Annotated in this window: 36 protein-coding genes and 1 rRNA gene; 35 read left to right on the forward strand and 2 right to left on the reverse strand. The window is 40.2% G+C overall.

The window, feature by feature from the left end; genetic code table 11:
* Position 1 precedes the first annotated feature (1 nt).
* The 33 genes from rpsC (at position 2) to ML543_RS16040 (ending at position 18,894) form a co-directional block, all read left to right on the forward strand.
* Positions 2-658, forward strand: a complete 657-nt coding sequence (rpsC, locus tag ML543_RS15880; protein WP_243388396.1) for a 30S ribosomal protein S3 — start codon at positions 2-4, stop codon at positions 656-658.
* A 2-nt stretch (positions 659-660) separates the two neighbouring features.
* The gene (gene rplP, locus ML543_RS15885) at positions 661-1,095 is read left to right on the forward strand and encodes a 50S ribosomal protein L16 (RefSeq protein ID WP_243388397.1); all 435 of its coding nucleotides are present in this window, start codon (positions 661-663) and stop codon (positions 1,093-1,095) included.
* A complete protein-coding gene (gene rpmC, locus ML543_RS15890; protein WP_243292391.1) occupies positions 1,085-1,285 on the forward strand; it encodes a 50S ribosomal protein L29 in 201 nt (66 codons plus the stop codon). Before rplP ends, rpmC begins: the two co-directional genes overlap by 11 nt.
* Before the next feature lie 23 nt (positions 1,286-1,308).
* Positions 1,309-1,572 carry a 30S ribosomal protein S17 gene (gene rpsQ / locus ML543_RS15895; RefSeq protein ID WP_243292392.1) on the forward strand — a complete coding sequence of 88 codons (264 nt, stop codon included), beginning with the start codon at positions 1,309-1,311 and terminating at the stop codon, positions 1,570-1,572.
* Between the two features lie 41 nt (positions 1,573-1,613).
* The gene (gene rplN / locus ML543_RS15900; RefSeq protein ID WP_243388398.1) at positions 1,614-1,982 is read left to right on the forward strand and encodes a 50S ribosomal protein L14; all 369 of its coding nucleotides are present in this window, start codon (positions 1,614-1,616) and stop codon (positions 1,980-1,982) included.
* A 35-nt stretch (positions 1,983-2,017) separates the two neighbouring features.
* Positions 2,018-2,329 carry a 50S ribosomal protein L24 gene (gene rplX / locus ML543_RS15905; protein WP_243388399.1) on the forward strand — a complete coding sequence of 104 codons (312 nt, stop codon included), beginning with the start codon at positions 2,018-2,020 and terminating at the stop codon, positions 2,327-2,329.
* 25 nt (positions 2,330-2,354) lie between these two features.
* A complete protein-coding gene (rplE, locus tag ML543_RS15910; protein WP_243388400.1) occupies positions 2,355-2,894 on the forward strand; it encodes a 50S ribosomal protein L5 in 540 nt (179 codons plus the stop codon).
* Positions 2,895-2,920: 26 nt separating this feature from the next.
* Positions 2,921-3,106 (forward strand): 30S ribosomal protein S14, encoded by a 186-nt coding sequence (gene rpsN, locus ML543_RS15915; protein WP_243388401.1) that lies wholly within the window; start codon positions 2,921-2,923, stop codon positions 3,104-3,106.
* A gap of 29 nt (positions 3,107-3,135) precedes the next feature.
* Positions 3,136-3,534 carry a 30S ribosomal protein S8 gene (rpsH, locus tag ML543_RS15920; protein ID WP_243388402.1) on the forward strand — a complete coding sequence of 133 codons (399 nt, stop codon included), beginning with the start codon at positions 3,136-3,138 and terminating at the stop codon, positions 3,532-3,534.
* A 29-nt stretch (positions 3,535-3,563) separates the two neighbouring features.
* Positions 3,564-4,100 carry a 50S ribosomal protein L6 gene (gene rplF, locus ML543_RS15925; protein WP_243388403.1) on the forward strand — a complete coding sequence of 179 codons (537 nt, stop codon included), beginning with the start codon at positions 3,564-3,566 and terminating at the stop codon, positions 4,098-4,100.
* 33 nt (positions 4,101-4,133) lie between these two features.
* Positions 4,134-4,496 (forward strand): 50S ribosomal protein L18, encoded by a 363-nt coding sequence (rplR, locus tag ML543_RS15930; RefSeq protein ID WP_243388404.1) that lies wholly within the window; start codon positions 4,134-4,136, stop codon positions 4,494-4,496.
* Between the two features lie 23 nt (positions 4,497-4,519).
* Positions 4,520-5,020 (forward strand): 30S ribosomal protein S5, encoded by a 501-nt coding sequence (rpsE, locus tag ML543_RS15935; RefSeq protein WP_243388405.1) that lies wholly within the window; start codon positions 4,520-4,522, stop codon positions 5,018-5,020.
* 13 nt (positions 5,021-5,033) lie between these two features.
* A complete protein-coding gene (rpmD, locus tag ML543_RS15940) occupies positions 5,034-5,216 on the forward strand; it encodes a 50S ribosomal protein L30 (protein WP_243388406.1) in 183 nt (60 codons plus the stop codon).
* A gap of 34 nt (positions 5,217-5,250) precedes the next feature.
* Positions 5,251-5,691, forward strand: a complete 441-nt coding sequence (gene rplO, locus ML543_RS15945; protein WP_243388407.1) for a 50S ribosomal protein L15 — start codon at positions 5,251-5,253, stop codon at positions 5,689-5,691.
* Positions 5,691-6,983: a preprotein translocase subunit SecY gene (gene secY / locus ML543_RS15950; protein WP_243388408.1), complete on the forward strand. Its 1,293-nt coding sequence runs from the start codon at positions 5,691-5,693 to the stop codon at positions 6,981-6,983. Before rplO ends, secY begins: the two co-directional genes overlap by 1 nt.
* Before the next feature lie 60 nt (positions 6,984-7,043).
* Positions 7,044-7,697, forward strand: coding sequence for an adenylate kinase (locus ML543_RS15955; protein WP_243388409.1), 654 nt, complete (start codon positions 7,044-7,046; stop codon positions 7,695-7,697).
* On the forward strand, positions 7,694-8,440 hold the full coding sequence (map, locus tag ML543_RS15960; protein WP_243388410.1) for a type I methionyl aminopeptidase: 747 nt from the start codon (positions 7,694-7,696) through the stop codon (positions 8,438-8,440). The genes ML543_RS15955 and map overlap by 4 nt, the downstream gene beginning before the upstream one ends.
* A gap of 16 nt (positions 8,441-8,456) precedes the next feature.
* A complete protein-coding gene (locus ML543_RS15965) occupies positions 8,457-8,792 on the forward strand; it encodes a KOW domain-containing RNA-binding protein (RefSeq protein WP_243388411.1) in 336 nt (111 codons plus the stop codon).
* On the forward strand, positions 8,770-8,988 hold the full coding sequence (infA, locus tag ML543_RS15970) for a translation initiation factor IF-1 (RefSeq protein ID WP_243292407.1): 219 nt from the start codon (positions 8,770-8,772) through the stop codon (positions 8,986-8,988). Before ML543_RS15965 ends, infA begins: the two co-directional genes overlap by 23 nt.
* 35 nt (positions 8,989-9,023) lie before the next feature.
* Entirely contained in the window at positions 9,024-9,137 is a 114-nt protein-coding gene (gene rpmJ, locus ML543_RS15975; protein ID WP_000868344.1) for a 50S ribosomal protein L36, read from the forward strand.
* Between the two features lie 24 nt (positions 9,138-9,161).
* Positions 9,162-9,527 carry a 30S ribosomal protein S13 gene (gene rpsM / locus ML543_RS15980; protein WP_243292408.1) on the forward strand — a complete coding sequence of 122 codons (366 nt, stop codon included), beginning with the start codon at positions 9,162-9,164 and terminating at the stop codon, positions 9,525-9,527.
* 21 nt (positions 9,528-9,548) lie between these two features.
* Positions 9,549-9,938 (forward strand): 30S ribosomal protein S11, encoded by a 390-nt coding sequence (rpsK, locus tag ML543_RS15985; RefSeq protein WP_243388412.1) that lies wholly within the window; start codon positions 9,549-9,551, stop codon positions 9,936-9,938.
* 180 nt (positions 9,939-10,118) lie between these two features.
* On the forward strand, positions 10,119-11,063 hold the full coding sequence (locus ML543_RS15990) for a DNA-directed RNA polymerase subunit alpha (RefSeq protein ID WP_243388413.1): 945 nt from the start codon (positions 10,119-10,121) through the stop codon (positions 11,061-11,063).
* Between the two features lie 71 nt (positions 11,064-11,134).
* On the forward strand, positions 11,135-11,491 hold the full coding sequence (gene rplQ, locus ML543_RS15995; protein WP_243388414.1) for a 50S ribosomal protein L17: 357 nt from the start codon (positions 11,135-11,137) through the stop codon (positions 11,489-11,491).
* A gap of 133 nt (positions 11,492-11,624) precedes the next feature.
* A complete protein-coding gene (locus ML543_RS16000) occupies positions 11,625-12,470 on the forward strand; it encodes an energy-coupling factor ABC transporter ATP-binding protein (RefSeq protein WP_243388415.1) in 846 nt (281 codons plus the stop codon).
* Positions 12,446-13,321 (forward strand): energy-coupling factor ABC transporter ATP-binding protein, encoded by an 876-nt coding sequence (locus ML543_RS16005; protein ID WP_243388416.1) that lies wholly within the window; start codon positions 12,446-12,448, stop codon positions 13,319-13,321. The genes ML543_RS16000 and ML543_RS16005 overlap by 25 nt, the downstream gene beginning before the upstream one ends.
* Positions 13,311-14,108: an energy-coupling factor transporter transmembrane component T family protein gene (locus ML543_RS16010; RefSeq protein ID WP_243388417.1), complete on the forward strand. Its 798-nt coding sequence runs from the start codon at positions 13,311-13,313 to the stop codon at positions 14,106-14,108. Before ML543_RS16005 ends, ML543_RS16010 begins: the two co-directional genes overlap by 11 nt.
* 10 nt (positions 14,109-14,118) lie before the next feature.
* Entirely contained in the window at positions 14,119-14,859 is a 741-nt protein-coding gene (gene truA / locus ML543_RS16015; RefSeq protein ID WP_243388418.1) for a tRNA pseudouridine(38-40) synthase TruA, read from the forward strand.
* Between the two features lie 152 nt (positions 14,860-15,011).
* On the forward strand, positions 15,012-15,449 hold the full coding sequence (rplM, locus tag ML543_RS16020) for a 50S ribosomal protein L13 (protein ID WP_243388419.1): 438 nt from the start codon (positions 15,012-15,014) through the stop codon (positions 15,447-15,449).
* 21 nt (positions 15,450-15,470) lie between these two features.
* Entirely contained in the window at positions 15,471-15,863 is a 393-nt protein-coding gene (rpsI, locus tag ML543_RS16025) for a 30S ribosomal protein S9 (protein ID WP_243388420.1), read from the forward strand.
* 463 nt (positions 15,864-16,326) lie between these two features.
* Complete coding sequence (locus ML543_RS16030) at positions 16,327-16,773, forward strand: DUF2521 family protein (RefSeq protein ID WP_243388421.1); 447 nt, start codon at positions 16,327-16,329, stop codon at positions 16,771-16,773.
* Positions 16,774-16,831: 58 nt separating this feature from the next.
* The gene (cwlD, locus tag ML543_RS16035; protein WP_243388422.1) at positions 16,832-17,545 is read left to right on the forward strand and encodes an N-acetylmuramoyl-L-alanine amidase CwlD; all 714 of its coding nucleotides are present in this window, start codon (positions 16,832-16,834) and stop codon (positions 17,543-17,545) included.
* Between the two features lie 299 nt (positions 17,546-17,844).
* Positions 17,845-18,894, forward strand: coding sequence for an Mrp/NBP35 family ATP-binding protein (locus tag ML543_RS16040; protein WP_243388423.1), 1,050 nt, complete (start codon positions 17,845-17,847; stop codon positions 18,892-18,894).
* 104 nt (positions 18,895-18,998) lie between these two features.
* Here the strand turns inward: ML543_RS16040 and gerD are convergent, their stop codons facing one another.
* On the reverse strand, positions 18,999-19,658 hold the full coding sequence (gerD, locus tag ML543_RS16045; protein ID WP_243388424.1) for a spore germination lipoprotein GerD: 660 nt from the start codon (positions 19,656-19,658) through the stop codon (positions 18,999-19,001).
* Positions 19,659-19,807: 149 nt separating this feature from the next.
* Between gerD and ML543_RS16050 the strand changes: the two genes are divergently transcribed.
* Positions 19,808-20,419: a KinB-signaling pathway activation protein gene (locus tag ML543_RS16050; RefSeq protein WP_243388425.1), complete on the forward strand. Its 612-nt coding sequence runs from the start codon at positions 19,808-19,810 to the stop codon at positions 20,417-20,419.
* A 337-nt stretch (positions 20,420-20,756) separates the two neighbouring features.
* Here the strand turns inward: ML543_RS16050 and pdaB are convergent, their stop codons facing one another.
* Positions 20,757-21,521, reverse strand: a complete 765-nt coding sequence (gene pdaB / locus ML543_RS16055) for a polysaccharide deacetylase family sporulation protein PdaB (protein WP_243388426.1) — start codon at positions 21,519-21,521, stop codon at positions 20,757-20,759.
* Positions 21,522-21,892: 371 nt separating this feature from the next.
* Here pdaB and ML543_RS16060 point away from each other — a divergent pair.
* Positions 21,893-22,004, forward strand: a 16S ribosomal RNA gene (locus ML543_RS16060); the annotation flags it as partial.

Genomic DNA, 22,004 nt, shown 5'->3' on the forward strand with positions numbered 1-22,004 from the left:
AGTGGGTCAAAAGGTAAATCCAGTCGGTCTTCGAATCGGGGTTATTCGTGATTGGGAATCTAAATGGTATGCTGACAAGGACTATGCAGATCTTCTTCATGAAGACCTTAAAATTCGTGAATACATCAGCAAACGTTTAAGCGACGCTTCTGTATCTAAAGTAGAAATCGAGCGTGCTGCTAACCGTGTAAACATTACGATCCACACTGCGAAGCCAGGTATGGTAATTGGTAAAGGTGGTACGGAAGTTGAAGCACTTCGTAAATCTTTAAACCAATTAACTGGCAAACGTGTACACATCAACATTTTAGAAATCAAGAAAGCAGATTTAGATGCAACATTAGTTGCTGAAAATATTGCTCGTCAATTAGAAAACCGTGCATCTTTCCGCCGCGTTCAAAAGCAAGCTATTCAACGTGCTATGCGTGCTGGTGCGAAAGGTATCAAAACAATGGTATCTGGTCGTTTAGGTGGAGCTGACATCGCTCGTGCTGAGCATTACAGCGAAGGTACTGTACCTCTTCACACTTTACGTGCTGACATCGACTACGGTACTGCTGAAGCAGATACTACTTACGGTAAATTAGGAATTAAAGTTTGGATCTATCGTGGTGAGGTTCTTCCTACAAAGAAGAAAAATGAGGAAGGAGGAAAATAATTATGTTAATGCCGAAACGCGTTAAGTATCGTCGTCAACATCGCGCAAGCCTTCAAGGTCGCGCTAAAGGCGGTACTGAAGTACATTTTGGTGAATACGGTATCCAGGCTCTTGAGCCTGCATGGATTACTAACCGTCAAATCGAGGCAGCTCGTATTGCGATGACTCGTTACATGAAACGTGGCGGTAAAGTATGGATCAAAATTTTCCCTGACAAACCATACACTGCAAAACCTCTAGAAGTCCGCATGGGTTCCGGTAAAGGTGCTCCAGAAGGATGGGTAGCAGTTGTAAAACCTGGTAAAGTTATGTTCGAAATCGCGGGCGTATCTGAAGAAGTAGCACGTGAAGCTTTACGTCTAGCGTCTCATAAGTTACCAATCAAAACTAAGTTCGTAAAACGTGAAGAAATTGGTGGTGAATCGAATGAAAGCTAATGAAATCCGTGATCTAACCACTGCCGAAATTGAACAAAAAGTTAAGTCTTTAAAAGAAGAGTTGTTTAACTTACGCTTCCAATTAGCGACAGGACAACTTGAAAACACTGCTCGTATCCGTGAAGTACGTAAGGCTATCGCTCGTATGAAGACTGTTATTCGTGAAAGAGAGATCGCTGCTCAAAACTAATATAGAGAGAGGAGGTTTACGGAATGAGTGAACGTAACAACCGCAAAGTTTACACAGGTCGTGTTGTTTCTGACAAAATGGATAAGACGATCACTGTTCTTGTTGAAACCTATAAAAAGCATCCATTATACGGTAAGCGCGTAAAGTACTCTAAAAAGTTCAAAGCGCATGACGAAATGAACCAAGCAAAAGTTGGCGACATCGTACGTATCATGGAAACTCGCCCACTTTCAGCTACTAAACGTTTCCGCTTAGTGGAAATCGTAGAAGAAGCTATTATTATCTAATTTAGTTCGGATTAAACAATTCCGAAGGGAGGTACTCGAACATGATTCAACAAGAATCTCGTTTAAAAGTTGCAGACAACTCTGGTGCACGTGAACTATTAACAATTAAAGTTCTTGGCGGATCTGGTCGTAAAACTGCTAATATCGGTGATATCATTGTAGGTACGGTTAAACAAGCAACACCAGGAGGCGTTGTTAAAAAAGGTGACGTTGTAAAAGCCGTTATCGTACGTACTAAGCGTGGTGTTCGCCGTGCAGATGGTTCTTACATCCGTTTCGACGAAAACGCATGTGTAATTATCCGTGATGACAAGAGCCCTCGTGGAACTCGTATTTTCGGACCAGTTGCTCGTGAATTACGTGATAACAACTTTATGAAAATTGTTTCTTTAGCTCCAGAAGTTCTTTAATATATGAAAAGCCTTGCTAAGGAGGTGCGATAAGGATGCATGTAAAAAAAGGTGACAAGGTAATGGTTATCTCTGGTAAGGATAAAGGTAAACAAGGTGTGATCCTTGAAGCTTATCCTAAAAAAGACCGTGTACTTGTTGAAGGTGTGAACATTGTGAAAAAGCACTCTAAGCCTTCTCAAGTAAACCCTCAAGGTGGAATCATCAGCCAAGAGGCGCCTATCCATGTATCAAATGTAATGCCGTTAGATCCTAAGACAGGTGAGCCTACACGCGTTGGTTTCCAAGTGGTTGACGGCAAAAAGGTACGTGTTGCAAAAAAATCTGGTGAAATTTTAGATAAATAGTAGTTAAGGAAGGGAGGTCTATCACATGAACCGCCTAAAAGAAAAGTTCAATAAAGAAATTACACCTGCTCTAATGGGCAAGTTTAACTATAAATCAGTGATGCAAGTTCCTAAGCTTGAAAAAATCGTAATCAACATGGGTGTGGGTGACGCTGTTCAAAACTCAAAAGCACTTGATAACGCTGTTGAGGAATTAACGCTGATCTCAGGTCAAAAACCAATGGTTACTCGTGCGAAAAAATCTATCGCAGGCTTCCGTCTTCGTGAAGGTATGCCAATCGGTTGTAAAGTAACTCTTCGTGGTGAGCGCATGTATGAGTTCCTTGATAAATTAATCTCTGTTTCTTTACCACGTGTACGTGACTTCCGTGGAATTTCTAAAAAGTCTTTCGACGGCCGCGGAAACTACACTCTTGGTGTTAAAGAGCAATTAATCTTCCCAGAGATTGATTACGATAAAGTTAACAAAGTTCGTGGTATGGACATTGTTATCGTTACAACTGCAAACACTGATGAAGAAGCTCGTGAGTTATTAACTCAGTTCGGCATGCCATTCCAAAAATAATCGCTATTAAAGAGGGAGGCGAAAACGTGGCTAAAAAATCAATGATTGCGAAGCAAAAGCGCACGCAAAAGTTTAAAGTACGTGAGTACACACGTTGTGAGCGTTGCGGACGTCCACATTCTGTAATCCGTAAATTTAAACTTTGCCGTATTTGTTTCCGTGAACTTGCATATAAAGGTCAAATCCCAGGCGTTAAAAAAGCTAGTTGGTAATACCCAAGATAGGGAAGGAGGTTATTTTAATGGTTATGACAGATCCAATTGCAGATATGCTTACTCGCATTCGTAATGCGAACATGGTGCGTCATGAGAAACTGGAAGTTCCTGCTTCCAAAATCAAACGTGAAGTTGCTGAAATTTTAAAGCGTGAAGGTTTCATTCGTGACGTTGAATTCATCGAGGACAACAAACAAGGTATCTTACGTATTTTCTTAAAATACGGTCCAAATAACGAGCGTGTTATTACTGGTCTTAAACGTATTAGTAAACCAGGTCTTCGCGTTTACGCTAAAGCTGACGAAGTACCACGCGTACTTAACGGTTTAGGTATTGCGATCGTTTCTACTTCTCAAGGCGTTTTAACTGACAAAGAAGCTCGTGCGAAGCAAACTGGTGGAGAAGTATTAGCATACGTTTGGTAATCAATTGATAACGAATGGAGGTGTAATATATGTCTCGTGTAGGTAAGAAACCATTAGAAATTCCTGCAGGCGTTACAGTTACAATGAACGGAAATACTGTAACTGTAAAAGGACCTAAAGGTGAATTAACTCGTACGTTCCATCCTGACATGGAAATCAAAGTTGAAGAAAACGTATTAACAGTTAACCGTCCAACTGACAACAAGGAGCACCGTGCTCTTCACGGTACAACTCGTAGTCTTTTAGGAAACATGGTTGAGGGTGTATCAAAAGGTTATGAAAGAGGTTTAGAATTAATCGGTGTCGGTTACCGTGCTTCTAAATCTGGTAAGAAACTTGTACTTAACGTAGGTTACTCTCACCCAGTTGAGATCGAGCCTGAAGAAGGAATCGAAATCGATGTACCTTCTCAAACAAAAGTTGTTGTTAAAGGTACGAACAAAGAGCGCGTTGGAGCTGTTGCTGCCAACATCCGTGCGGTACGTCCACCTGAGCCATACAAAGGTAAAGGTATCCGTTACGAAGGCGAATATGTACGTCGTAAAGAAGGTAAAACTGCTAAGTAATGTCGCTTAGACGTTTAGAAAGGAGTGACGTAGATGATTACAAAACCAAGCAAAAATGCGGTTCGTAAAAAACGTCATGCACGTGTACGTTCTAAGTTATTTGGAACAGCTACTCGTCCACGTTTAAATGTATACCGTTCTAACAAGCACATTTACGCTCAACTTATCGATGATGTAAATCATGCAACAATCGCTAGTGCGTCTACATTAGATAAAGAGATCGGTTTAGAAGCTACTGGTAATGTAGAAGCTGCTACTAAGGTTGGAGAGCTTGTTGCGAAACGTGCGTTAGAAAAAGGTGTTTCTAATGTAGTATTTGACCGCGGTGGTTACTTATATCATGGTCGTGTTAAAGCATTAGCAGACGCTGCTCGTGAAGCTGGACTTAAATTCTAATTGAAAAAGGAGGGACAGAGAATATGCGTCGCATTGATCCAAGCAAACTTGAACTTGAAGAACGTGTTGTTACCGTTAACCGCGTTGCAAAAGTAGTAAAAGGTGGTCGTCGTTTCCGTTTTGCTGCTCTTGTAGTTGTAGGTGATAAGAACGGTCATGTAGGTTTCGGTACTGGTAAAGCTCAAGAGGTACCGGATGCAATTCGCAAAGCAATCGAAGATGCGAAGAAAAACTTAGTTGAAGTACCTATGGTTGGTACGACAATTCCACACGAAGTAATCGGTCACTTCGGTGCAGGAGAAATCTTAATTAAACCTGCTTCTGAAGGTACAGGGGTTATCGCTGGAGGTCCTGTTCGTGCGGTATTAGAGTTAGCAGGAGTTCAAGATATCTTATCTAAATCATTAGGTTCTAACACTCCTATTAACATGATCCGTGCTACTATCGATGGCTTAAAGCAACTTAAGAGAGCTGAAGATGTAGCTAAACTTCGTGGAAAATCAGTAGAGGAACTGTTAGGATAAGGAGGGAAATACTATGGCGAAAAAATTAGCAATTACCCTCACTCGCAGCGTAATTGGTCGCCCTGAAGACCAACGTGTAACAGTTAAAACTCTTGGTTTACGCAAATTAAATCAAACTGTTGTTCATGACGACAATCCTGCGATTCGCGGTATGATCAATAAAGTTGCTCACTTAGTGAAAGTTGACGAACAATAATCGAATCTTTATAGCTTAAGGAGGTGTCCCGAGGATGAAACTTCATGAATTGCAACCAGCAGAAGGTTCACGTAAGAAACGTAACCGAGTTGGACGTGGTATTGGTTCTGGTAACGGTAAAACAGCTGGTCGTGGCCAAAAAGGTCAAAACTCTCGTTCTGGTGGCGGCGTACGCCCAGGTTTTGAAGGTGGTCAAACTCCTTTATTCCGTCGTTTACCGAAGCGTGGATTCACAAACATCAACCGTAAAGAGTACGCAATAGTGAACTTAACAAAACTTAACCGTTTTGAAGATGGAACAGAGGTAACTCCAGAGCTTCTTTTAGAAACTGGTGTTGTAAGCAAGCTTAACGCTGGAATCAAGATTTTAGGAGACGGTAAGTTAGAGAAGAAGTTAACTGTTAAAGCTAATAAATTCTCTTCCTCTGCTAAAGAAGCAATTGAAGCTGCTGGCGGTACTGCTGAGGTGATCTAATGTTTAAGACAATCTCCAATTTTATGCGCGTGGGTGATATAAGAAATAAAATCCTATTCACCCTTTTAATGCTGATTGTGTTCCGCATTGGAACGTTCATTCCTGTGCCAAGCGTAAATACAGATGTGTTAAAGGCACAGGATGAACTTAACGTATTCGGTGTGCTAAATGTATTCGGTGGTGGAGCATTGCAGAACTTCTCAATCTTCGCCATGGGTATCATGCCGTACATTACGGCTTCGATCATCATTCAATTATTGCAAATGGATGTCGTTCCGAAGTTTACGGAATGGTCTAAGCAAGGTGAAGTTGGACGTCGAAAGTTAGCACAGTTTACTCGTTATTTCACAATTGTTTTAGGATTCATTCAAGCACTCGGAATGTCATATGGTTTTAATAACCTATCTGGTGGGCTTTTAATTGCGAATCCAAGTGTCGGAACCTATTTATTAATTGCCCTAGTACTAACAGCAGGTACAGCTTTTTTAATGTGGTTAGGTGAGCAAATTACAGCTAAAGGGGTCGGAAACGGTATTTCAATTCTCATCTTTGCTGGTATCGTATCAGCAATACCTACTACCGTTAACCAAGTGTATGCGCAACAATTTGGAGATGTAGGCGATCAGCTTTTCATTCGAATTGTTACGGTATTACTTTTACTTTTAGTTGTTGTTGCAATCGTTGTTGGTGTTATCTTCATTCAACAGGCATTGCGCAAAATTCCGATCCAATACGCGAAGCGTTTGGCGGGACGTAACCCTGTTGGTGGTCATTCAACACATTTACCACTAAAAGTTAACTCTGCAGGGGTAATTCCTGTTATCTTTGCGGTTTCATTTATTATTACCCCGACTACTATTGCATCGTTCTTTGGTCCAAATGATGTTACGGATTGGATTCAAAACACATTTGATTATACGAAACCTGTTGGTATGATCATCTACGTAGCGTTAATTATCGCCTTCACTTATTTCTATACATTTGTTCAAGTGAATCCTGAACAAATGGCGGAAAACTTGAAGAAGCAAGGTGGCTATATACCGGGTATCAGACCAGGAAAGAATACGCAAGAGTATGTTACGAAAATTATGTATCGATTAACTTTTGTCGGTTCCATTTTCCTAGCAGTTGTCTCAGTACTCCCTGTATTCTTTATCAAGTTTGCTGACCTTCCACAGTCCGTACAGATTGGTGGAACGAGTTTGTTAATTGTTGTAGGGGTTGCACTTGAAACAATGAAGCAACTTGAAAGTCAGCTTGTGAAACGTCATTATAAAGGATTTATGAAGTAATGAGGATTTGGGACGTTCGAGTGTCCCATTCCCTCTAATAGAGTTTGAGGGGGAGAAGCCATGAATTTAGTTTTAATGGGTTTACCTGGTGCAGGTAAAGGTACGCAAGCCGAAAAAATTGTGGAGCAATATAACATCCCTCATATCTCAACAGGAGATATGTTTCGAGCAGCTATGAAGGAAGGAACCGAATTAGGGCTTAAAGCTAAATCATACATTGATCAAGGGGAACTTGTTCCAGATGAAGTAACAATCGGTATTGTTCGTGAGCGTTTGGGCAAGAATGATTGTGAAAAAGGCTTTTTATTAGATGGATTTCCGCGTACTGTTGCTCAAGCAGATGCATTAGAAGGAATCCTTGAAGAGCTTAATAAGAAAATTGATTACGTGATTAATATTGACGTTAATCAAGAAATTCTTATGGAACGCCTTACAGGACGTCGTATTTGTAAGGAATGCGGTGCAACATATCATCTTGTGTTCAACCCACCTAGTCAAAACGATACGTGCGACAAATGTGGTGGCGAACTTTATCAGCGCGCAGATGATAACGCAGAAACTGTTGCAAATCGTTTAGAAGTAAACGTAAAACAAACTCAACCATTATTAAACTTCTATGAAGATAAAGGTTACTTACGTAACATTAATGGTCAACAGCCAATTGAAAAAGTATTCGAAGATATTTCTGAATTGCTTGGAGGCTTAGGCGAATGATCATTTGTAAAACGCCGCGTGAGATTGAAATAATGCGTGAAGCCGGTCGGATTGTTGCATTAACTCACCAAGAGCTAAAGAAGCATATTCAGCCAGGAATCACTACGAAAGAATTGGATGCAATTGCTGAAAAGTTTATCCGCGAACATGATGCAATTCCTTCATTTAAAGGGTATAATGGATTTCGCGGGAGTATTTGTGCCTCTGTCAATGAAGAACTTGTTCATGGTATCCCTGGAGATCGCGTGCTGAAGGACGGGGACATCATTAGTATTGACATCGGTGCAAAGTATAATGGATATCATGGTGACTCCGCATGGACATATCCTGTCGGAACGATTTCTGAAGAAAATCAAAAACTGCTGGATGTAACAGAGGAGTCTTTATATAGAGGACTTAAAGAGGCGAAGCCAGGTGAACGCTTATCTAACATCTCACATGCGATTCAGACTTACGCTGAATCACATGGATTTTCCATCGTTCGTGAGTATGTAGGTCATGGCGTTGGGCAAGAGTTACATGAGGATCCACAAATTCCTCATTACGGCCCACCAAACAAAGGTCCAAGACTAAAGCCTGGGATGGTATTGGCAATTGAGCCAATGGTCAATGCCGGAAGCCGCTATGTCAAAACGTTACCTGATAACTGGACTGTCGTAACAGTTGATGGCAAGATGTGTGCTCATTTTGAACACACGGTTGCTATAACTGAAACTGGGTATGAAATTTTAACTAAAGCCTAAGTGAAGGTGATCATAGTTGATCGATTCTGAATCGAGTCCACGAATAGGTCAGTTTGTCCTGATTACCCAAGGGAGAGAGACAGGACAATATGCGATTATTATTAAAATTCTCGATGAAAAGTTCGTGTTAATAGCAGATGGAGATAAACGGAAGTTTCATACTCCAAAGAAGAAAAATATCCATCATCTTGAATTTTTAGATTGCGTATCTCCGGAAGTTCAGAACAGTATATTGGAAACTGGTCGTGTGACAAATGGTAAGCTCCGCTATGCTTTAACCAAGTTTGTCAATGAGCAAGTTACTGATTTGAAGAAGGGAGAACAAGTAGATGGCGAAAGACGATGTAATTGAAGTGGAAGGTACTGTTATCGAGACGTTACCTAATGCAATGTTTAAAGTTGAGTTAGAGAACGGACATACGGTACTTGCCCATGTATCTGGTAAAATCCGCATGCATTTCATCCGTATTTTACCTGGAGACAAAGTGACGGTTGAATTATCGCCTTATGATTTAACAAGAGGTAGAATCACGTATCGTTATAAATAACTAGCACTCCGTTGACTTAAGGAGGTTGAAAAAACATGAAGGTTAGACCATCAGTAAAACCGATCTGCGAAAAATGTAAAGTTATCCGCAGAAGAGGAAAAGTAATGGTTATTTGTGAAAATCCAAAACATAAGCAAAAACAAGGATAATCTTGAAGGAGGTGCTTTTTTACAATGGCTCGTATTGCTGGTGTAGATATTCCACGTGACAAACGTGTTGTCGTGTCTTTAACATACATTTTTGGAATTGGACGTCCAACTGCAGAAAAAATCTTAGCGGAGGCTGGAGTTTCTGAAGATACACGCGTACGTGATTTAACTGAAGAAGAATTAGGGAAAATCCGTGATATCGTAGATACGTATAAAGTAGAAGGAGATCTTCGTCGTGAAGTTTCTTTAAACATCAAGCGTCTAATCGAAATTGGATGCTACCGTGGTTTACGTCATCGTCGTGGTTTACCTGTTCGTGGTCAAAATACGAAAAACAACGCACGTACTCGTAAAGGCCCTCGTAAAACTGTTGCGAACAAGAAAAAATAATGTAAGGGAGGTTACTAACGAATGGCTCGTAAAACAAACACTCGTAAACGTCGCGTAAAAAAGAATATTGAGTCTGGTATTGCTCATATTCGTTCAACTTTTAACAATACAATCGTTACTATCACAGACGTTCATGGTAATGCAATCTCTTGGTCAAGTGCAGGTGCGTTAGGATTCAAAGGTTCTCGTAAATCTACTCCTTTCGCTGCACAAATGGCTGCTGAAACTGCAGCAAAAGCTTCTATGGAGCATGGAATGAAATCTTTAGAGGTTACTGTTAAAGGTCCTGGTGCAGGTCGTGAAGCTGCTATTCGTGCTTTACAAGCTGCTGGTCTTGAAGTTACTGCGATCAAAGACGTAACTCCAGTACCACATAACGGTTGCCGTCCGCCAAAACGTCGCCGCGTGTAATTTACCTGTATATATTTCGTAACCCTGTCTATACTGGGTTATGATACGTTTTCTAAATTCTAGCAGAATGATCATATGTTGTTGTGCACATTCGGGAACTTATGATTGGGGAATTTCGGTTAGACGCATTCGATTAGTCTAGCCGGGGTTTCGACGTTTTGAAGGAGGGTTTTATAAAGAATGATCGAAATTGAAAAACCAAAAATCGAAACGGTTGAAATCAGCGATGACGCTAAGTATGGAAAATTCGTCGTCGAGCCACTTGAGCGTGGATATGGTACAACTTTGGGTAACTCCTTACGTCGTATCCTATTATCCTCACTCCCTGGTGCCGCTGTAACATCTATTCAAATCGATGGCGTTTTACATGAATTTTCAACGATCGATGGTGTTGTAGAAGATGTTACAACGATTATTTTAAACCTAAAGAAGCTTGCTCTGAAAATCTATTCTGAAGAAGAGAAGACGCTAGAAATTGATGTACAGGGTGAAGGAGCTGTAACAGCTGCTGATATTACTCACGATAGTGATGTCGAGATTTTAAATCCTGACCTTCATATAGCAACACTTGCAAAAGATGCACATCTTCGGATGAGATTGACTGCGAAGCGTGGACGTGGGTATACGCCTGCTGATGCAAACAAACGTGAGGATCAGCCAATCGGTGTAATTCCTATCGATTCAATTTTCACTCCGGTTTCACGCGTGCTTTATCAAGTTGAAAACACGCGTGTAGGTCAAGTGACTAACTTTGACAAGCTAACATTAGATGTTTGGACAGATGGAAGCATCGGTCCAAAAGAAGCAATTGCACTAGGTTCTAAAATTTTAACTGAACATCTTAATATCTTCGTCAGCTTGACAGATGAAGCACAGAATGTAGAAATTATGGTCGAGAAAGAAGAAGACCAAAAAGAAAAAGTGCTTGAAATGACGATTGAAGAGCTAGACTTATCTGTACGTTCGTACAACTGCTTGAAGCGTGCTGGTATCAACACTGTTCAAGAGCTAGCGAACAAAACAGAAGAAGATATGATGAAAGTTCGTAACTTAGGCCGTAAATCTTTAGAAGAAGTTAAAGCAAAACTTGAAGATTTAGGTTTAGGTCTACGAAAAGATGACTAGTTAAGAGATTAACTAGTATTTTCGTATGTTTGATTCGATCGATTATCATTCAACAAAGGAGGGGACATCACATGTCATACAGAAAGTTAGGACGTACAAGTGATCAACGTAAAGCGTTACTTCGTGATTTAGCGACTGATTTAATCATCAACGAACGTATCGAGACTACTGAAACTCGTGCGAAGGAATTACGTTCTGTTGTAGAAAAGATGATTACACTTGGAAAGCGTGGCGATTTACATGCTCGTCGTCAAGCTGCTGCATTTATCCGTAACGAGGAAGCTGGAGAAGGTCAAAACGCTCTTCAAAAGCTATTCGCTGATATCGCACCACGCTACCAAGAACGCCAAGGCGGTTATACACGTATTATGAAACTTGGTCCTCGCCGTGGTGACGGAGCGCCAATGGTTATTATTGAACTAGTTTAATTACAGCATATTCACTTCAAAGGGCGGGACAGTTATTATAACTGGATCTATGCCCTTTTTTATTTTGCCATTTTTAAAAAGTACTGTTTCAACATAGAGTGGAGTAGAGAATGGAGTCGAGAGGAGGATGACGATGGTAAAGCCAGTCATTCAAGTAGATCAAGTAACGTACCGATATGAGAGAGATGAGACGACGCGGGCAGCCCTTCAAAATGTGTCACTTTCTGTTTATGAAGGAGAATGGCTTGCACTCGTTGGGCATAACGGCTCTGGAAAATCAACACTTGCCCGATTGTTAAATGGTCTTTTGCTTCCAACTGAAGGGGCTATCCATGTCATGGGCACGGCTATTAATAAAGAGTCGGTGTGGGAAGTCCGGAAGCATGTCGGCATGGTCTTTCAAAACCCTGACAATCAATTCGTAGGGACAACCGTTCGAGATGATGTTGCTTTTGGCCTTGAAAACATTGGAGTTGAACGGGATGAGATGGTTCGCCGAATTGAATGGGCAGCAGAAAGGGTTAAAATGTCTAAGTTTTTAGAGTACGAACCACATAGGCTGTCTGGGGGACAAAAGCAACGGGTAGCCATTGCAAGCGTTCTTGCAGTTCAGCCAGCAATCATCATATTAGACGAAGCTACGTCGATGCTAGACCCTATTGGGCGAGCTGAAGTTCTTTCTACCGTTCGCGAACTGAAAAATGAGGCAAATATTACAGTCATCTCTATTACTCATGATTTGGAAGAAGCTGCGCTAGCAGACCGCATTATTGTTATGAACGGTGGGGAGAAATTCGCTGAAGGAAAGCCGGAAGAAATTTTTCAACTGGATGAACGCTTAAATGAAATTGGTCTCGACCTTCCATTTTCTTATAAGGTCAGCAAACTACTACAACAAAATGGAGTTTCACTCGAAAAGCTCCATATTACAGAAGAAAGCTTGGTGGATGAATTATGCAAATTAGCATCAATCAATTAGAACATCGCTACCAAGTACGAACTCCATTTGAGCGTTTAGCACTTTACGATGTTTCTCTCCAAATAGAAGAAGGGTCATATGTTGCAATAATTGGCCATACCGGGTCAGGTAAATCGACACTACTACAGCATTTAAATGCGCTATTGGTACCAACAAAAGGCTCCATTCAGTTAGGGGATTATCGAGTTGAGGCTGGGAAGAAGTTGAAAAACGTAAAACCAATTCGAAAGAAAGTAGGGATTGTTTTTCAATTTCCAGAACATCAACTATTTGAAGAAACAGTAGAAAAGGATATAATGTTCGGTCCGATAAACTTTGGACTGACGGAAGAAGAAGCAAGAAAAAAAGCACACGAAGCACTCGCACACGTTGGATTACATCCAGATTTATTAACACGCTCACCTTTTGATTTGAGTGGTGGTCAAATGAGAAGAGTGGCCATTGCGGGAGTATTGGCGATGGAGCCAGAAGTGTTAGTGTTAGATGAACCAACGGCAGGACTCGATCCTAAAGGGCGAACAGAGATGATGGATATGTTTTATCGTCTTCATCAAGAAAAGGGGTTAACGACTATTTTAGTTACCCATAGTATGGAAGACGCAGCAAGGTACGCAGACACAATAGCTGTCATGCATGAAGGGACACTTGCCGTTACAGGTACACCGAAAGAACTGTTTCAATCGCCTGAACTTCTCTCTACTTATGGTCTCGATTTACCCGAAACGGTAAAGTTCATGATGAAAGTGGAGGAACAGCTTGGGATTAAAGTCAAGGACAAGCCCCTTACAATTGATGAAACTGTTACATTAATTAAACAAATGATTCGAGGTCAAGACCAACATGTTAAATAGTATGATTATCGGAAAATATGTACCAGGACAATCGATCATCCATCGCATGGACCCACGTGCAAAGCTTCTTTTTGTCTTTTTATTTGTTTTTGTCGTCTTTTTAGCCAATAATCCCCTTACGTATGCTTTATTAGGAGGCTATACGTTAGCTATCATCTTGTTAACAAGACTTCCAATTCGATTTTTAGTGAATGGATTAAAGCCCATTTTGTGGATTATTCTATTTACTTTTCTCTTGCATGTCTTGTTTACGAAAGAGGGAACAGTACTTTTCTCGATTGGTTTTTTGGATATATATGATATAGGGGTTCAACAAGGTGTTTTTATAACACTTCGGTTTATATATTTGATCATCATTACGACAATTTTGACATTAACTACGACACCTATCGAAATTACAGATGGGTTAGAAACGTTGCTAGGGCCGTTTAAAAAGTGGAAATTTCCCGTACATGAGTTAGCCTTGATGATGTCTATTTCGCTTCGGTTCATCCCAACCTTAATGGAAGAGACAGATAAAATCATGAAGGCGCAAATGGCAAGGGGAACGGATTTCACATCTGGTTCTGTGAAATCACGCCTTCAGGCCATCATCCCTCTTTTAGTTCCGCTGTTTATTAGCGCGTTTAAGCGAGCGGAGGATTTAGCAACAGCTATGGAGGCAAGAGGGTATAAAGGGAGCGAAGGAAGGACGAAACTGCGTCAGTTAAACTGGCATAGTCGAGACACGTTCGTTTTAGCTTCGTTTACCATGGTAACGATTCTATTGTTCTTACTACGCTCATAGGAGTGCTTTCATGAGAATCAAGTGCATTATTTCATACGATGGATCTGCCTTCAATGGATATCAAGTGCAACCGAATGAACGAACGGTTCAACAAGAGTTGCAACTAGCGCTTAAAAAGCTGCATAAAGGGAAAGAAATAAAAGTATATGCATCTGGGCGAACAGATACGTCCGTTCATGCACAAGGACAAGTCATCCATTTTGATACGGAATTACATATTCCAGTAGAAAAATGGCCCATCGCTTTAAATTCGTTGTTACCGGATGATATTGTTGTGCTGAATGCCGAATTAGTCGATGACGACTTTCATGCTCGGTTTAATGTAAAGAAGAAAGAGTATCGATATTTTGTGCAAACTGGTGCAACTCCGAATGTCTTTCTAAGAAATTATCGACACTTTATTTCGCATCAATTGAATATTGAGGCGATGAGAGAGGCAGCGAATTATTTAATAGGGACGCACGATTTTACAAGCTTCTGTTCAAGTAAAACAGAAGTAGAAGACAAGGTAAGAACGATCTTTTCGATTGACATTATTGAAGAAAAGAATGAACTCGTTTTTTGCTTCATAGGGAATGGCTTCCTTTATAACATGGTGAGGATTCTAGTAGGAACCCTTATCGAAGTAGGTATGGGTAAGCGAAAACCAGAAGATATGAAAAAAGTTTTAGAAGCTAAAAATCGAAGTGTTGCAGGGAAAACCGTTCCCGGAAAGGGATTATTCCTTTGGGAAGTTGTTTATGACAACTAAACCAGGTGTAACATTTTCTTGACATTGACTTCTCAACGTTATATCATATCATATGGTATGTATTTCAACCCCACGATTAGCCCCGGAAAGTAATCGTGTTTTGAAATAGACTAACAAATGAATTGGATTTTGATTTTTTAGGAGGGAAAATAATGCGTACAACGTTTATGGCGAAAGCAAACGAAGTAGAACGTAAATGGTACGTTGTAGATGCTGCAGGTAAAACTTTAGGTCGTCTTGCAAGCGAAGTTGCATCTATCTTACGCGGTAAGCATAAACCAATCTATACACCACATGTTGACACTGGTGATCATGTAATCATCATCAACGCTGAGCAAATCGAATTAACTGGTAATAAATTAGCTGACAAAATGTACTACCGTCACAGCCAACATCCAGGTGGTTTAAAATCTAGAACAGCTTTAGAAATGCGTACAAACTACCCTGAGAAAATGTTAGAGCTTGCGATTCGTGGTATGCTTCCAAAAGGAAAGCTTGGACGTCAAATGTTCAAAAAATTACACGTATATCGCGGTAGCGAACATCCACATCAAGCACAAAAACCAGAAGTTTACGAACTTCGCGGATAATATTTTAAGGAGGTTATGACTTTGGCACAGGTACAATACTACGGTACAGGTCGTCGTAAAAGCTCTGTTGCACGCGTTCGTCTAGTTCCTGGTGAAGGCCGTATCGTGATCAACAAACGCGACATTAAAGAATACATTCCGACTCAAGCATTAATTAACGATATTAAACAACCATTAGTGTTAACTGAAACTGAAGGTAACTACGATGTATTAGTTAACGTAACTGGTGGCGGTTTCACTGGTCAATCTGGAGCAATTCGTCACGGTATCGCTCGTGCTTTATTACAAGCTGATCCAGAATATCGTGCAACATTAAAACGCGCTGGTCTATTAACTCGTGACGCTCGTATGAAAGAGCGTAAGAAGTACGGACTTAAAGGCGCTCGTCGTGCTCCACAGTTCTCAAAACGTTAATTTTGGTACGACATATCGAAAAACCACAACACTTTGCTGTTGTGGTTTTTTATTTTGGTTACAGAAAGTTTAAGTTCAATAAAGTATTCTCTTTACCGTTTTTTTGGTGTCTAGCGCAAAGCGCCATCAGCTCGGGTCGCTTCGGCCCTGCTGTGGCGACGGAAGCCTCCTCGCAGGTCCTCCAGCGCCCTTCGCCTAAGGACTTGCGCTTTTCTTATGGTTTCTTAAAACGAGACAGTCCTTCCTGCCCGATTCGAAACCAACTACAACAATAGCCGTCTGGAACGGTTAACCTACCATACTTAAACCCCCGTTCGTGCGTTAACTACCGATTCGAGTGTATGCAGCAATGGGGGGCATTCTATTTGTTTTCTTTCCCGAACTCAATCGTCCTATTTCTTGGAAAAATTGCATACGCATGTTCTGCTGGGTGCAGTAACACAATAGTGGTAAAGGGGGCTTGATGATGAGTGTAATCCATTCATTAAATGATAAAAGACGTGAAAAGCAGGTCGACTATGAGTTAAAGGTTTTGAAAGAATTATCTCTACGTAAAATAAAAGAAAAAGTAGTTTCCCACTATTCGTTGTTATTCCAAAGTGGTGTTTTACATCGGTCTGTCGTTGAAGATGGATGTGTCGATTTTGCCATTGAGTCCTATCTATTAGGGGCTCAATATAGCCGCTTCGCTTATTATGGTGAGACTTATGAACGAGTCGAAGAGCGATCAAAAAAAGAGGTGAGGGAGATAACCCACGCTTTATTTGATTACTTATTAAGTTGGGGAAAAGCTACTGAGGATGATGTAGTAAATGACTCCATCTTTTTGTTGAGTGAATCGTTTGTACAGAAGTGGTGGACGGAAGGATTTCAGATTGGGGAAAAGAGAAGAAAATTAAAGCTCCGTTAATCATAAATTGCCGCTTTGTCCCATATGATGGATTAGAAGGACGAGCGGGAGGGGTCGAATGAAACGGCGAGAAAAGTGGCTTTTTTTTATCATCGGATTGGGCATCTTACTATTTATTATTCAATTTCCTTTTTCGAATTTGAATTCGTGGAAGTCGTGGAATCTCCCCTTATCTGGGAAAATTATATATATCGACCCGGGGCATGGCGGGCCTGATGGGGGAGCGGTTGGTGAATCTCTGTTAGAAAAAGATGTAGCGCTAAATATCTCTTTAAAATTGCGTGATTATCTTCAAGAGCAAGGGGCTCTCGTATTAATGACAAGGGAAGAGGATGAGGATTTAGCAAATAAAGATACAAGTGGTTATAGTAAAAGAAAATCAGAGGATATTCGAAAACGTGTAGAGCTGATTAATGAATCTGAAGCAGATGTCTTTTTAAGTATTCACTTAAATGCTATTCCATCAGCGAGATGGAGAGGAGCACAAACGTTTTTCAATGGTGCATATGAAGAAAACGAAGCGGTTGCTAAGTTTATTCAAGATGAGTTGAGAACGAATTTGGAGAATACAGAACGTCAAGCGAAACGAATTAACGGTATTTATTTGTTAAAGCATGTAGAAAAACCGGGGGCCCTTGTTGAGGTAGGCTTCCTCTCAAATCCAGAAGAAGAACAACTTTTAGCATCCGAAGACTACCAGAACAAGGTTGCTGCTTCCATTTATAAAGGATTGCTGCGCTATTTAACAAATGAACAAAATCCACCAGATTAATTCAAAAGGTTCGCTCTTATGCGGGTCTTTTTTTATGTCTGTTTTTTAAAGAATCGTTGCGAAAGACAATTGACTCCTGCGGGATGTAGAGGGAAGCAAGTGTTCGTATAAAAGTGACTGAAAAAGTAGTATTGGATTGAAAGCAACGAGGGTCATTGAAGAAGAAACGGAGGTCTGATCAGTAAAAGACAGGGTACTCAGTTTTTTCCTAGATGTGGATTGTAAATAATATCCGTTCAGAATGGGATATGATATACTTATGGTAAAAATGAAAACGAGTACAACAAGGGGTGGATGAAATGAACGAACAATTAGTCAAGCAAGTATTAGAGACATTGAAAGAACCATTTTTACATAAAACATTAAAAGAGCTTGAAGCCATTCAAGAAATTAGCATCAAGGAAGAAAAAAATCATGTAAGTGTGAAAGTAGCCATTTCCAAAACAGGTACGCCTGAGCAACTACAGTTGCAACAGCTTATCGTGAAGAAGTTAAAAGAGGCAGGTGCTGAAACTGTAGGCCTTCGTTTTGTTGAACTTCCTGAAGAAGTGGTAAGAAAATATTATCAACCTACGTCAGATGACTCTATTTTATCCAACCAGAAAACGACGTTTATTGCAATTGCAAGTGGTAAAGGTGGCGTTGGAAAGTCAACGGTTTCTGTCAACCTCGCTGTATCGTTGGCGAGAATTGGGAAAAAAGTAGGGTTGATTGATGCTGATATTTATGGATTTAGTGTACCGGATATGATGGGCATTACAAAGCGCCCTGTCGTACGTGGTGAAAAAATCATCCCAGTTGAACGGTTTGGAGTAAAAGTAATTTCAATGGGCTTTTTTGTAGAAGATAATGCTCCGGTCGTTTGGAGAGGTCCGATGTTAGGAAAAATGCTAAATAATTTCTTTCAAGAGGTTGAGTGGGGGGACTTGGATTACTTGCTTTTAGACCTTCCTCCTGGAACAGGGGACGTTGCACTAGATGTTCACTCTATGCTTCCAGCTTGTAAAGAGATTATTGTTTCTACACCTCACCCAACGGCTGCGTTTGTTGCTGCTCGTGCAGGTGCAATGGCATTAAAAACGAATCATGAAATTCTCGGTGTCATTGAAAATATGTCATACTACGTAAGTAAAGAAACGGGTGTGAAGGAATACATTTTCGGTCGAGGTGGAGGAGAAAAGCTGGCTCAAGAGCTGCAAGTACCACTATTGGGCCAAATTCCATTGCAACAACCTGACTGGAATGATGAAGATTTTGCCCCTTCTGTATACCAAGAAGATCATCTGATAGGGGAAATATATAAACAAATGGCTGAAAAAGTTGCTCAATTATTGCCAAATCCATCTTAATAACCGAACAAAAAGAGCCTCCAAGAATGTTGTGATAACAATCTTGGAGGCTCGTATCGTTCTCAAACCAATAATTGATTAAGACAGGGGAACCAGCTTAGTGATTATTGTGAGGACTCTTCACTTTCTTTGCTTGTGTCCCCACCACCAGATTCTCCTTCTTTCTTCGTTTCTTCTGTATCGCTCGTCTTTTCTCCGCCTTCTTCTTTACTCATTTCTTCGGCTACTTTTGTTAAAGTTTCTTGCATTTTTGCTTTAAACAAAGGACTTTCTAATGTTTCTGTAATGACAGATTGTAGGTGTTTGCGGAAATCTTGGCTCTTCACGACATTTAACATTTCTTCTTCGATTTTCGGGTCTTTCAATATTTCAATCATCATCTCTTGATATTCTGGGTCCTTCATTAGGCCTTTGATTACTTTTTCATGCTCAGTTTGCAATGTTTTGGCAAACCCCTCTGAAAATTTCGGGTCTTCAAATACTTTTTGCCAAAATTCGATGCCTTTTTCAGAAGTCAAAGTTTGTTCAACGGTTTCCTTGACAACCTTTTCGTCCATTACAATACTTTGCTTAATCTCTTCATCCGCTAATAGTTCCTGAAAAGCTTTTTTTCCATCATCCGTTTTAAGTATATCCACTACCATTTTTTTTGTCTCTTCATAATCCATCTGACCTCCAGATTTTTCTTCTCCGGCACAACCAGATAGAAGTGAGGCAATTATTATAGAAAGAGTAACTAGGAGGAGCAGTGATTTGCTCTTCATGTTGGGTGGCTCCTTTCCTTCAATCATTCCTATTTTTATCATGGGAATCCTGCCCGTTTTTATACGAAAAAACTTTTTCCATGTGGTAATATAATAAATGGATTTGTTACAATCATATAGAATGATTTCAGAGGTTGGAGGATTTAATTGTGAAAAGTCGAAATTGGGTTCGGTTATTCCTGTCGACACTACTCGTAGGTGGAATTAGTACAAGTGTTATCGGATTTTTACTTAGATGGAGCGATTACCAGCATTTATTTTTGTCTTTTGATATTGTGGAGATCCTGTCGATATTATTTTGGCTAATCGGAGTCGGTTTTATTTTCAGTATTATTAGTCAAATGGGCTTCTTTGCGTACTTAACAATTCATCGTTTTGGCTTAGGGGTTTTTCGTACAGCTTCCCTTTGGAATGCGGTTCAACTTCTACTCATCGTTTTTGTTCTTTTTGACTTAGTGTACTTTCGATATCAGTTATTTGCCGATCCTGGAGAATCGATCGGCTCATATGTAGGAGTAGCTCTATTTATTTTGGCTTTTGGCTTAATCGTGGCTTATGCTAAACGGAAATTAACCAACAAATCAGCCTTTATTCCAGCGTTATTTTTTATGGTAGTCGTTTCAGTAGTCGAATGGGTACCGGCATTACGCGCAAATGATGAAGACTGGCTATATTTAATGATTATTCCTTTATTAATTTGCAACGCGTATCAGTTGCTCATCTTACCAAAATTAACAGGTCAACAATTGAAGAAGAGCTAAAGGAATGGCACCTCAGATTTTAGGACAACAACTAAAATCTGAAGGTGCTTTCTTTAGCTCTTTTTAGCTGTTACAGAAAGTTTAAGTTCGATAAAGTGTTCTCTTTACAGTTTTTTTGGCGCCTAGCTCCAAGCACCATCAAGTCGGGTCGCTTCGGTCCTGCTGTGGCGACGGAAGCCTCCTCGCAGGTCCTTTAGCGAGGCGGGTGCTTTGCGCTTTTCTTAACTATTTGACGTGTCGTGTGATTTTAAATATAACCTAATCTCACGCTCAAACTTCAATAAGCTTTATGGGATAGTCGTAGTGCTTAACGAAGTTTGAGCGGTTTAAGTTATCGTTAGTGAACGGACTTTGTTTGAACAGTTCCACTGGATATTAGTTCTGTCACAGAAACGTTTTCTAGTCCCTTTTGTTTTAATTCTTTCAAGATGACTGGAAGTGCGTCCTTTGTTTGTTTTACTGAATCGGATGCGTGTAGGAGAATAATATCCCCGCCTTTTAGTGGTTTCGTAATGTTATCAACGATTTTTTGAACGCCTGGATTTTGCCAATCGTTTGAATCAATACTGTAATGGACAACCGTTAATCCATATTTATTGGCGATTGATAAAACTTCTTTATTAAAATGGCCACTAGGTGGTCGGAGAAGAGAAATCTCTTTTACTTCTAGCTTTTTAAAGGTCTCAGCAGCCAATGCTAAATCTTTACGGATTTCTTCAGGTGATAACTCTGTATAGTTTTTATAGGCGTATCCCATGCTTCCGATCTCATGCCCATCTTTTAGAATTCGTTTGACGATATCTGGATGCCTTTCTGCCCATGAAGCAGATAAAAAGAATGTAGCGTTTTGAACGCCATTCTTCTTTAATGTATCGAGTAAAGGGGTAGCTTTCTCATCTCCCCAGCTAATATTAAAAGTTAAGGCTATTTTATTTGCTTTCGTATCCCCTTTATAAATGGCTTTAGGTCCGTCTTCGGTAGAAAATACGGGGAATTTCCAACTGTTTTCAACATACATTAACGTGGCTGTTATCAAGGCTAAAACAAATAAGAATAATAACCTCTTTAATTTCTTTAAGCGAATCACGTAAAATGAATTCACGAATAACTCCTCCCTGTCCCACTTTCTTGTACATGTTTATGAGAAGGAAAAGGGAAACATGAAAAAAAATCTTCGTTTTTTTGAAAAAAAACTATTGACGATATGTTGAAAAGGTGATAAATTATTAATCGTCGCTGATGACACAAACGATTGATACGAAAGATTGAAAAAAGTTCTTGACTATAAATCGTTGGTATGTTAAATTAAGAAAGTCGCTGTCGAAAGGCAGTTGAGAAAAAAGAAAAAAGTTCTTGACAAGATAATTCAGGATATGTAAAATAATGAATTGTCTGATACAAAAAGAAAATGTTCTTTGAAAACTAAACAAAACGAAGCGTCAACGTTAATTCTTTTTTATGAGCAATCAAACTTTTTTGGAGAGTTTGATCCTGGCTCAGGACGAACGCTGGCGGCGTGCCTAATACATGCAAGTCGAGCGAACAGATAGGGAGCTTGCTCCCTTGACGTTAGCGGCGGACGGGT

This window comes from Bacillus kexueae (genome assembly GCF_022809095.1).
Taxonomy (GTDB): Bacteria; Bacillota; Bacilli; order Bacillales; family Aeribacillaceae; genus Bacillus_BZ; species Bacillus_BZ kexueae.

Excerpts from the sequence above, each read along its gene's own strand:
- rplO (WP_243388407.1), top strand. The coding sequence starts at position 5,251 with ATGAAACTTCATGAATTGCAACCAGCAGAAGGTTCACGTAAGAAACGT.
- rpsH (WP_243388402.1), top strand. The coding sequence starts at position 3,136 with ATGGTTATGACAGATCCAATTGCAGATATGCTTACTCGCATTCGTAAT.
- ML543_RS16030 (WP_243388421.1), top strand. The coding sequence starts at position 16,327 with ATGATGAGTGTAATCCATTCATTAAATGATAAAAGACGTGAAAAGCAG.
- rpmC (WP_243292391.1), top strand. The coding sequence starts at position 1,085 with ATGAAAGCTAATGAAATCCGTGATCTAACCACTGCCGAAATTGAACAA.
- rplF (WP_243388403.1), top strand. The coding sequence starts at position 3,564 with ATGTCTCGTGTAGGTAAGAAACCATTAGAAATTCCTGCAGGCGTTACA.
- infA (WP_243292407.1), top strand. The coding sequence starts at position 8,770 with ATGGCGAAAGACGATGTAATTGAAGTGGAAGGTACTGTTATCGAGACG.
- rplQ (WP_243388414.1), top strand. The coding sequence starts at position 11,135 with ATGTCATACAGAAAGTTAGGACGTACAAGTGATCAACGTAAAGCGTTA.
- ML543_RS16000 (WP_243388415.1), top strand. The coding sequence starts at position 11,625 with ATGGTAAAGCCAGTCATTCAAGTAGATCAAGTAACGTACCGATATGAG.
- rplM (WP_243388419.1), top strand. The coding sequence starts at position 15,012 with ATGCGTACAACGTTTATGGCGAAAGCAAACGAAGTAGAACGTAAATGG.
- secY (WP_243388408.1), top strand. The coding sequence starts at position 5,691 with ATGTTTAAGACAATCTCCAATTTTATGCGCGTGGGTGATATAAGAAAT.
- rplE (WP_243388400.1), top strand. The coding sequence starts at position 2,355 with ATGAACCGCCTAAAAGAAAAGTTCAATAAAGAAATTACACCTGCTCTA.
- rplP (WP_243388397.1), top strand. The coding sequence starts at position 661 with ATGTTAATGCCGAAACGCGTTAAGTATCGTCGTCAACATCGCGCAAGC.
- rpsE (WP_243388405.1), top strand. The coding sequence starts at position 4,520 with ATGCGTCGCATTGATCCAAGCAAACTTGAACTTGAAGAACGTGTTGTT.
- ML543_RS16040 (WP_243388423.1), top strand. The coding sequence starts at position 17,845 with ATGAACGAACAATTAGTCAAGCAAGTATTAGAGACATTGAAAGAACCA.
- cwlD (WP_243388422.1), top strand. The coding sequence starts at position 16,832 with ATGAAACGGCGAGAAAAGTGGCTTTTTTTTATCATCGGATTGGGCATC.
- rplX (WP_243388399.1), top strand. The coding sequence starts at position 2,018 with ATGCATGTAAAAAAAGGTGACAAGGTAATGGTTATCTCTGGTAAGGAT.
- ML543_RS16010 (WP_243388417.1), top strand. The coding sequence starts at position 13,311 with ATGTTAAATAGTATGATTATCGGAAAATATGTACCAGGACAATCGATC.
- rplN (WP_243388398.1), top strand. The coding sequence starts at position 1,614 with ATGATTCAACAAGAATCTCGTTTAAAAGTTGCAGACAACTCTGGTGCA.
- ML543_RS15990 (WP_243388413.1), top strand. The coding sequence starts at position 10,119 with ATGATCGAAATTGAAAAACCAAAAATCGAAACGGTTGAAATCAGCGAT.
- ML543_RS16005 (WP_243388416.1), top strand. The coding sequence starts at position 12,446 with ATGCAAATTAGCATCAATCAATTAGAACATCGCTACCAAGTACGAACT.
- ML543_RS15955 (WP_243388409.1), top strand. The coding sequence starts at position 7,044 with ATGAATTTAGTTTTAATGGGTTTACCTGGTGCAGGTAAAGGTACGCAA.
- truA (WP_243388418.1), top strand. The coding sequence starts at position 14,119 with ATGAGAATCAAGTGCATTATTTCATACGATGGATCTGCCTTCAATGGA.
- rpmD (WP_243388406.1), top strand. The coding sequence starts at position 5,034 with ATGGCGAAAAAATTAGCAATTACCCTCACTCGCAGCGTAATTGGTCGC.
- gerD (WP_243388424.1), bottom strand. The coding sequence starts at position 19,658 with ATGAAGAGCAAATCACTGCTCCTCCTAGTTACTCTTTCTATAATAATT.
- rpmJ (WP_000868344.1), top strand. The coding sequence starts at position 9,024 with ATGAAGGTTAGACCATCAGTAAAACCGATCTGCGAAAAATGTAAAGTT.
- rpsM (WP_243292408.1), top strand. The coding sequence starts at position 9,162 with ATGGCTCGTATTGCTGGTGTAGATATTCCACGTGACAAACGTGTTGTC.
- rpsQ (WP_243292392.1), top strand. The coding sequence starts at position 1,309 with ATGAGTGAACGTAACAACCGCAAAGTTTACACAGGTCGTGTTGTTTCT.
- map (WP_243388410.1), top strand. The coding sequence starts at position 7,694 with ATGATCATTTGTAAAACGCCGCGTGAGATTGAAATAATGCGTGAAGCC.
- rplR (WP_243388404.1), top strand. The coding sequence starts at position 4,134 with ATGATTACAAAACCAAGCAAAAATGCGGTTCGTAAAAAACGTCATGCA.
- rpsK (WP_243388412.1), top strand. The coding sequence starts at position 9,549 with ATGGCTCGTAAAACAAACACTCGTAAACGTCGCGTAAAAAAGAATATT.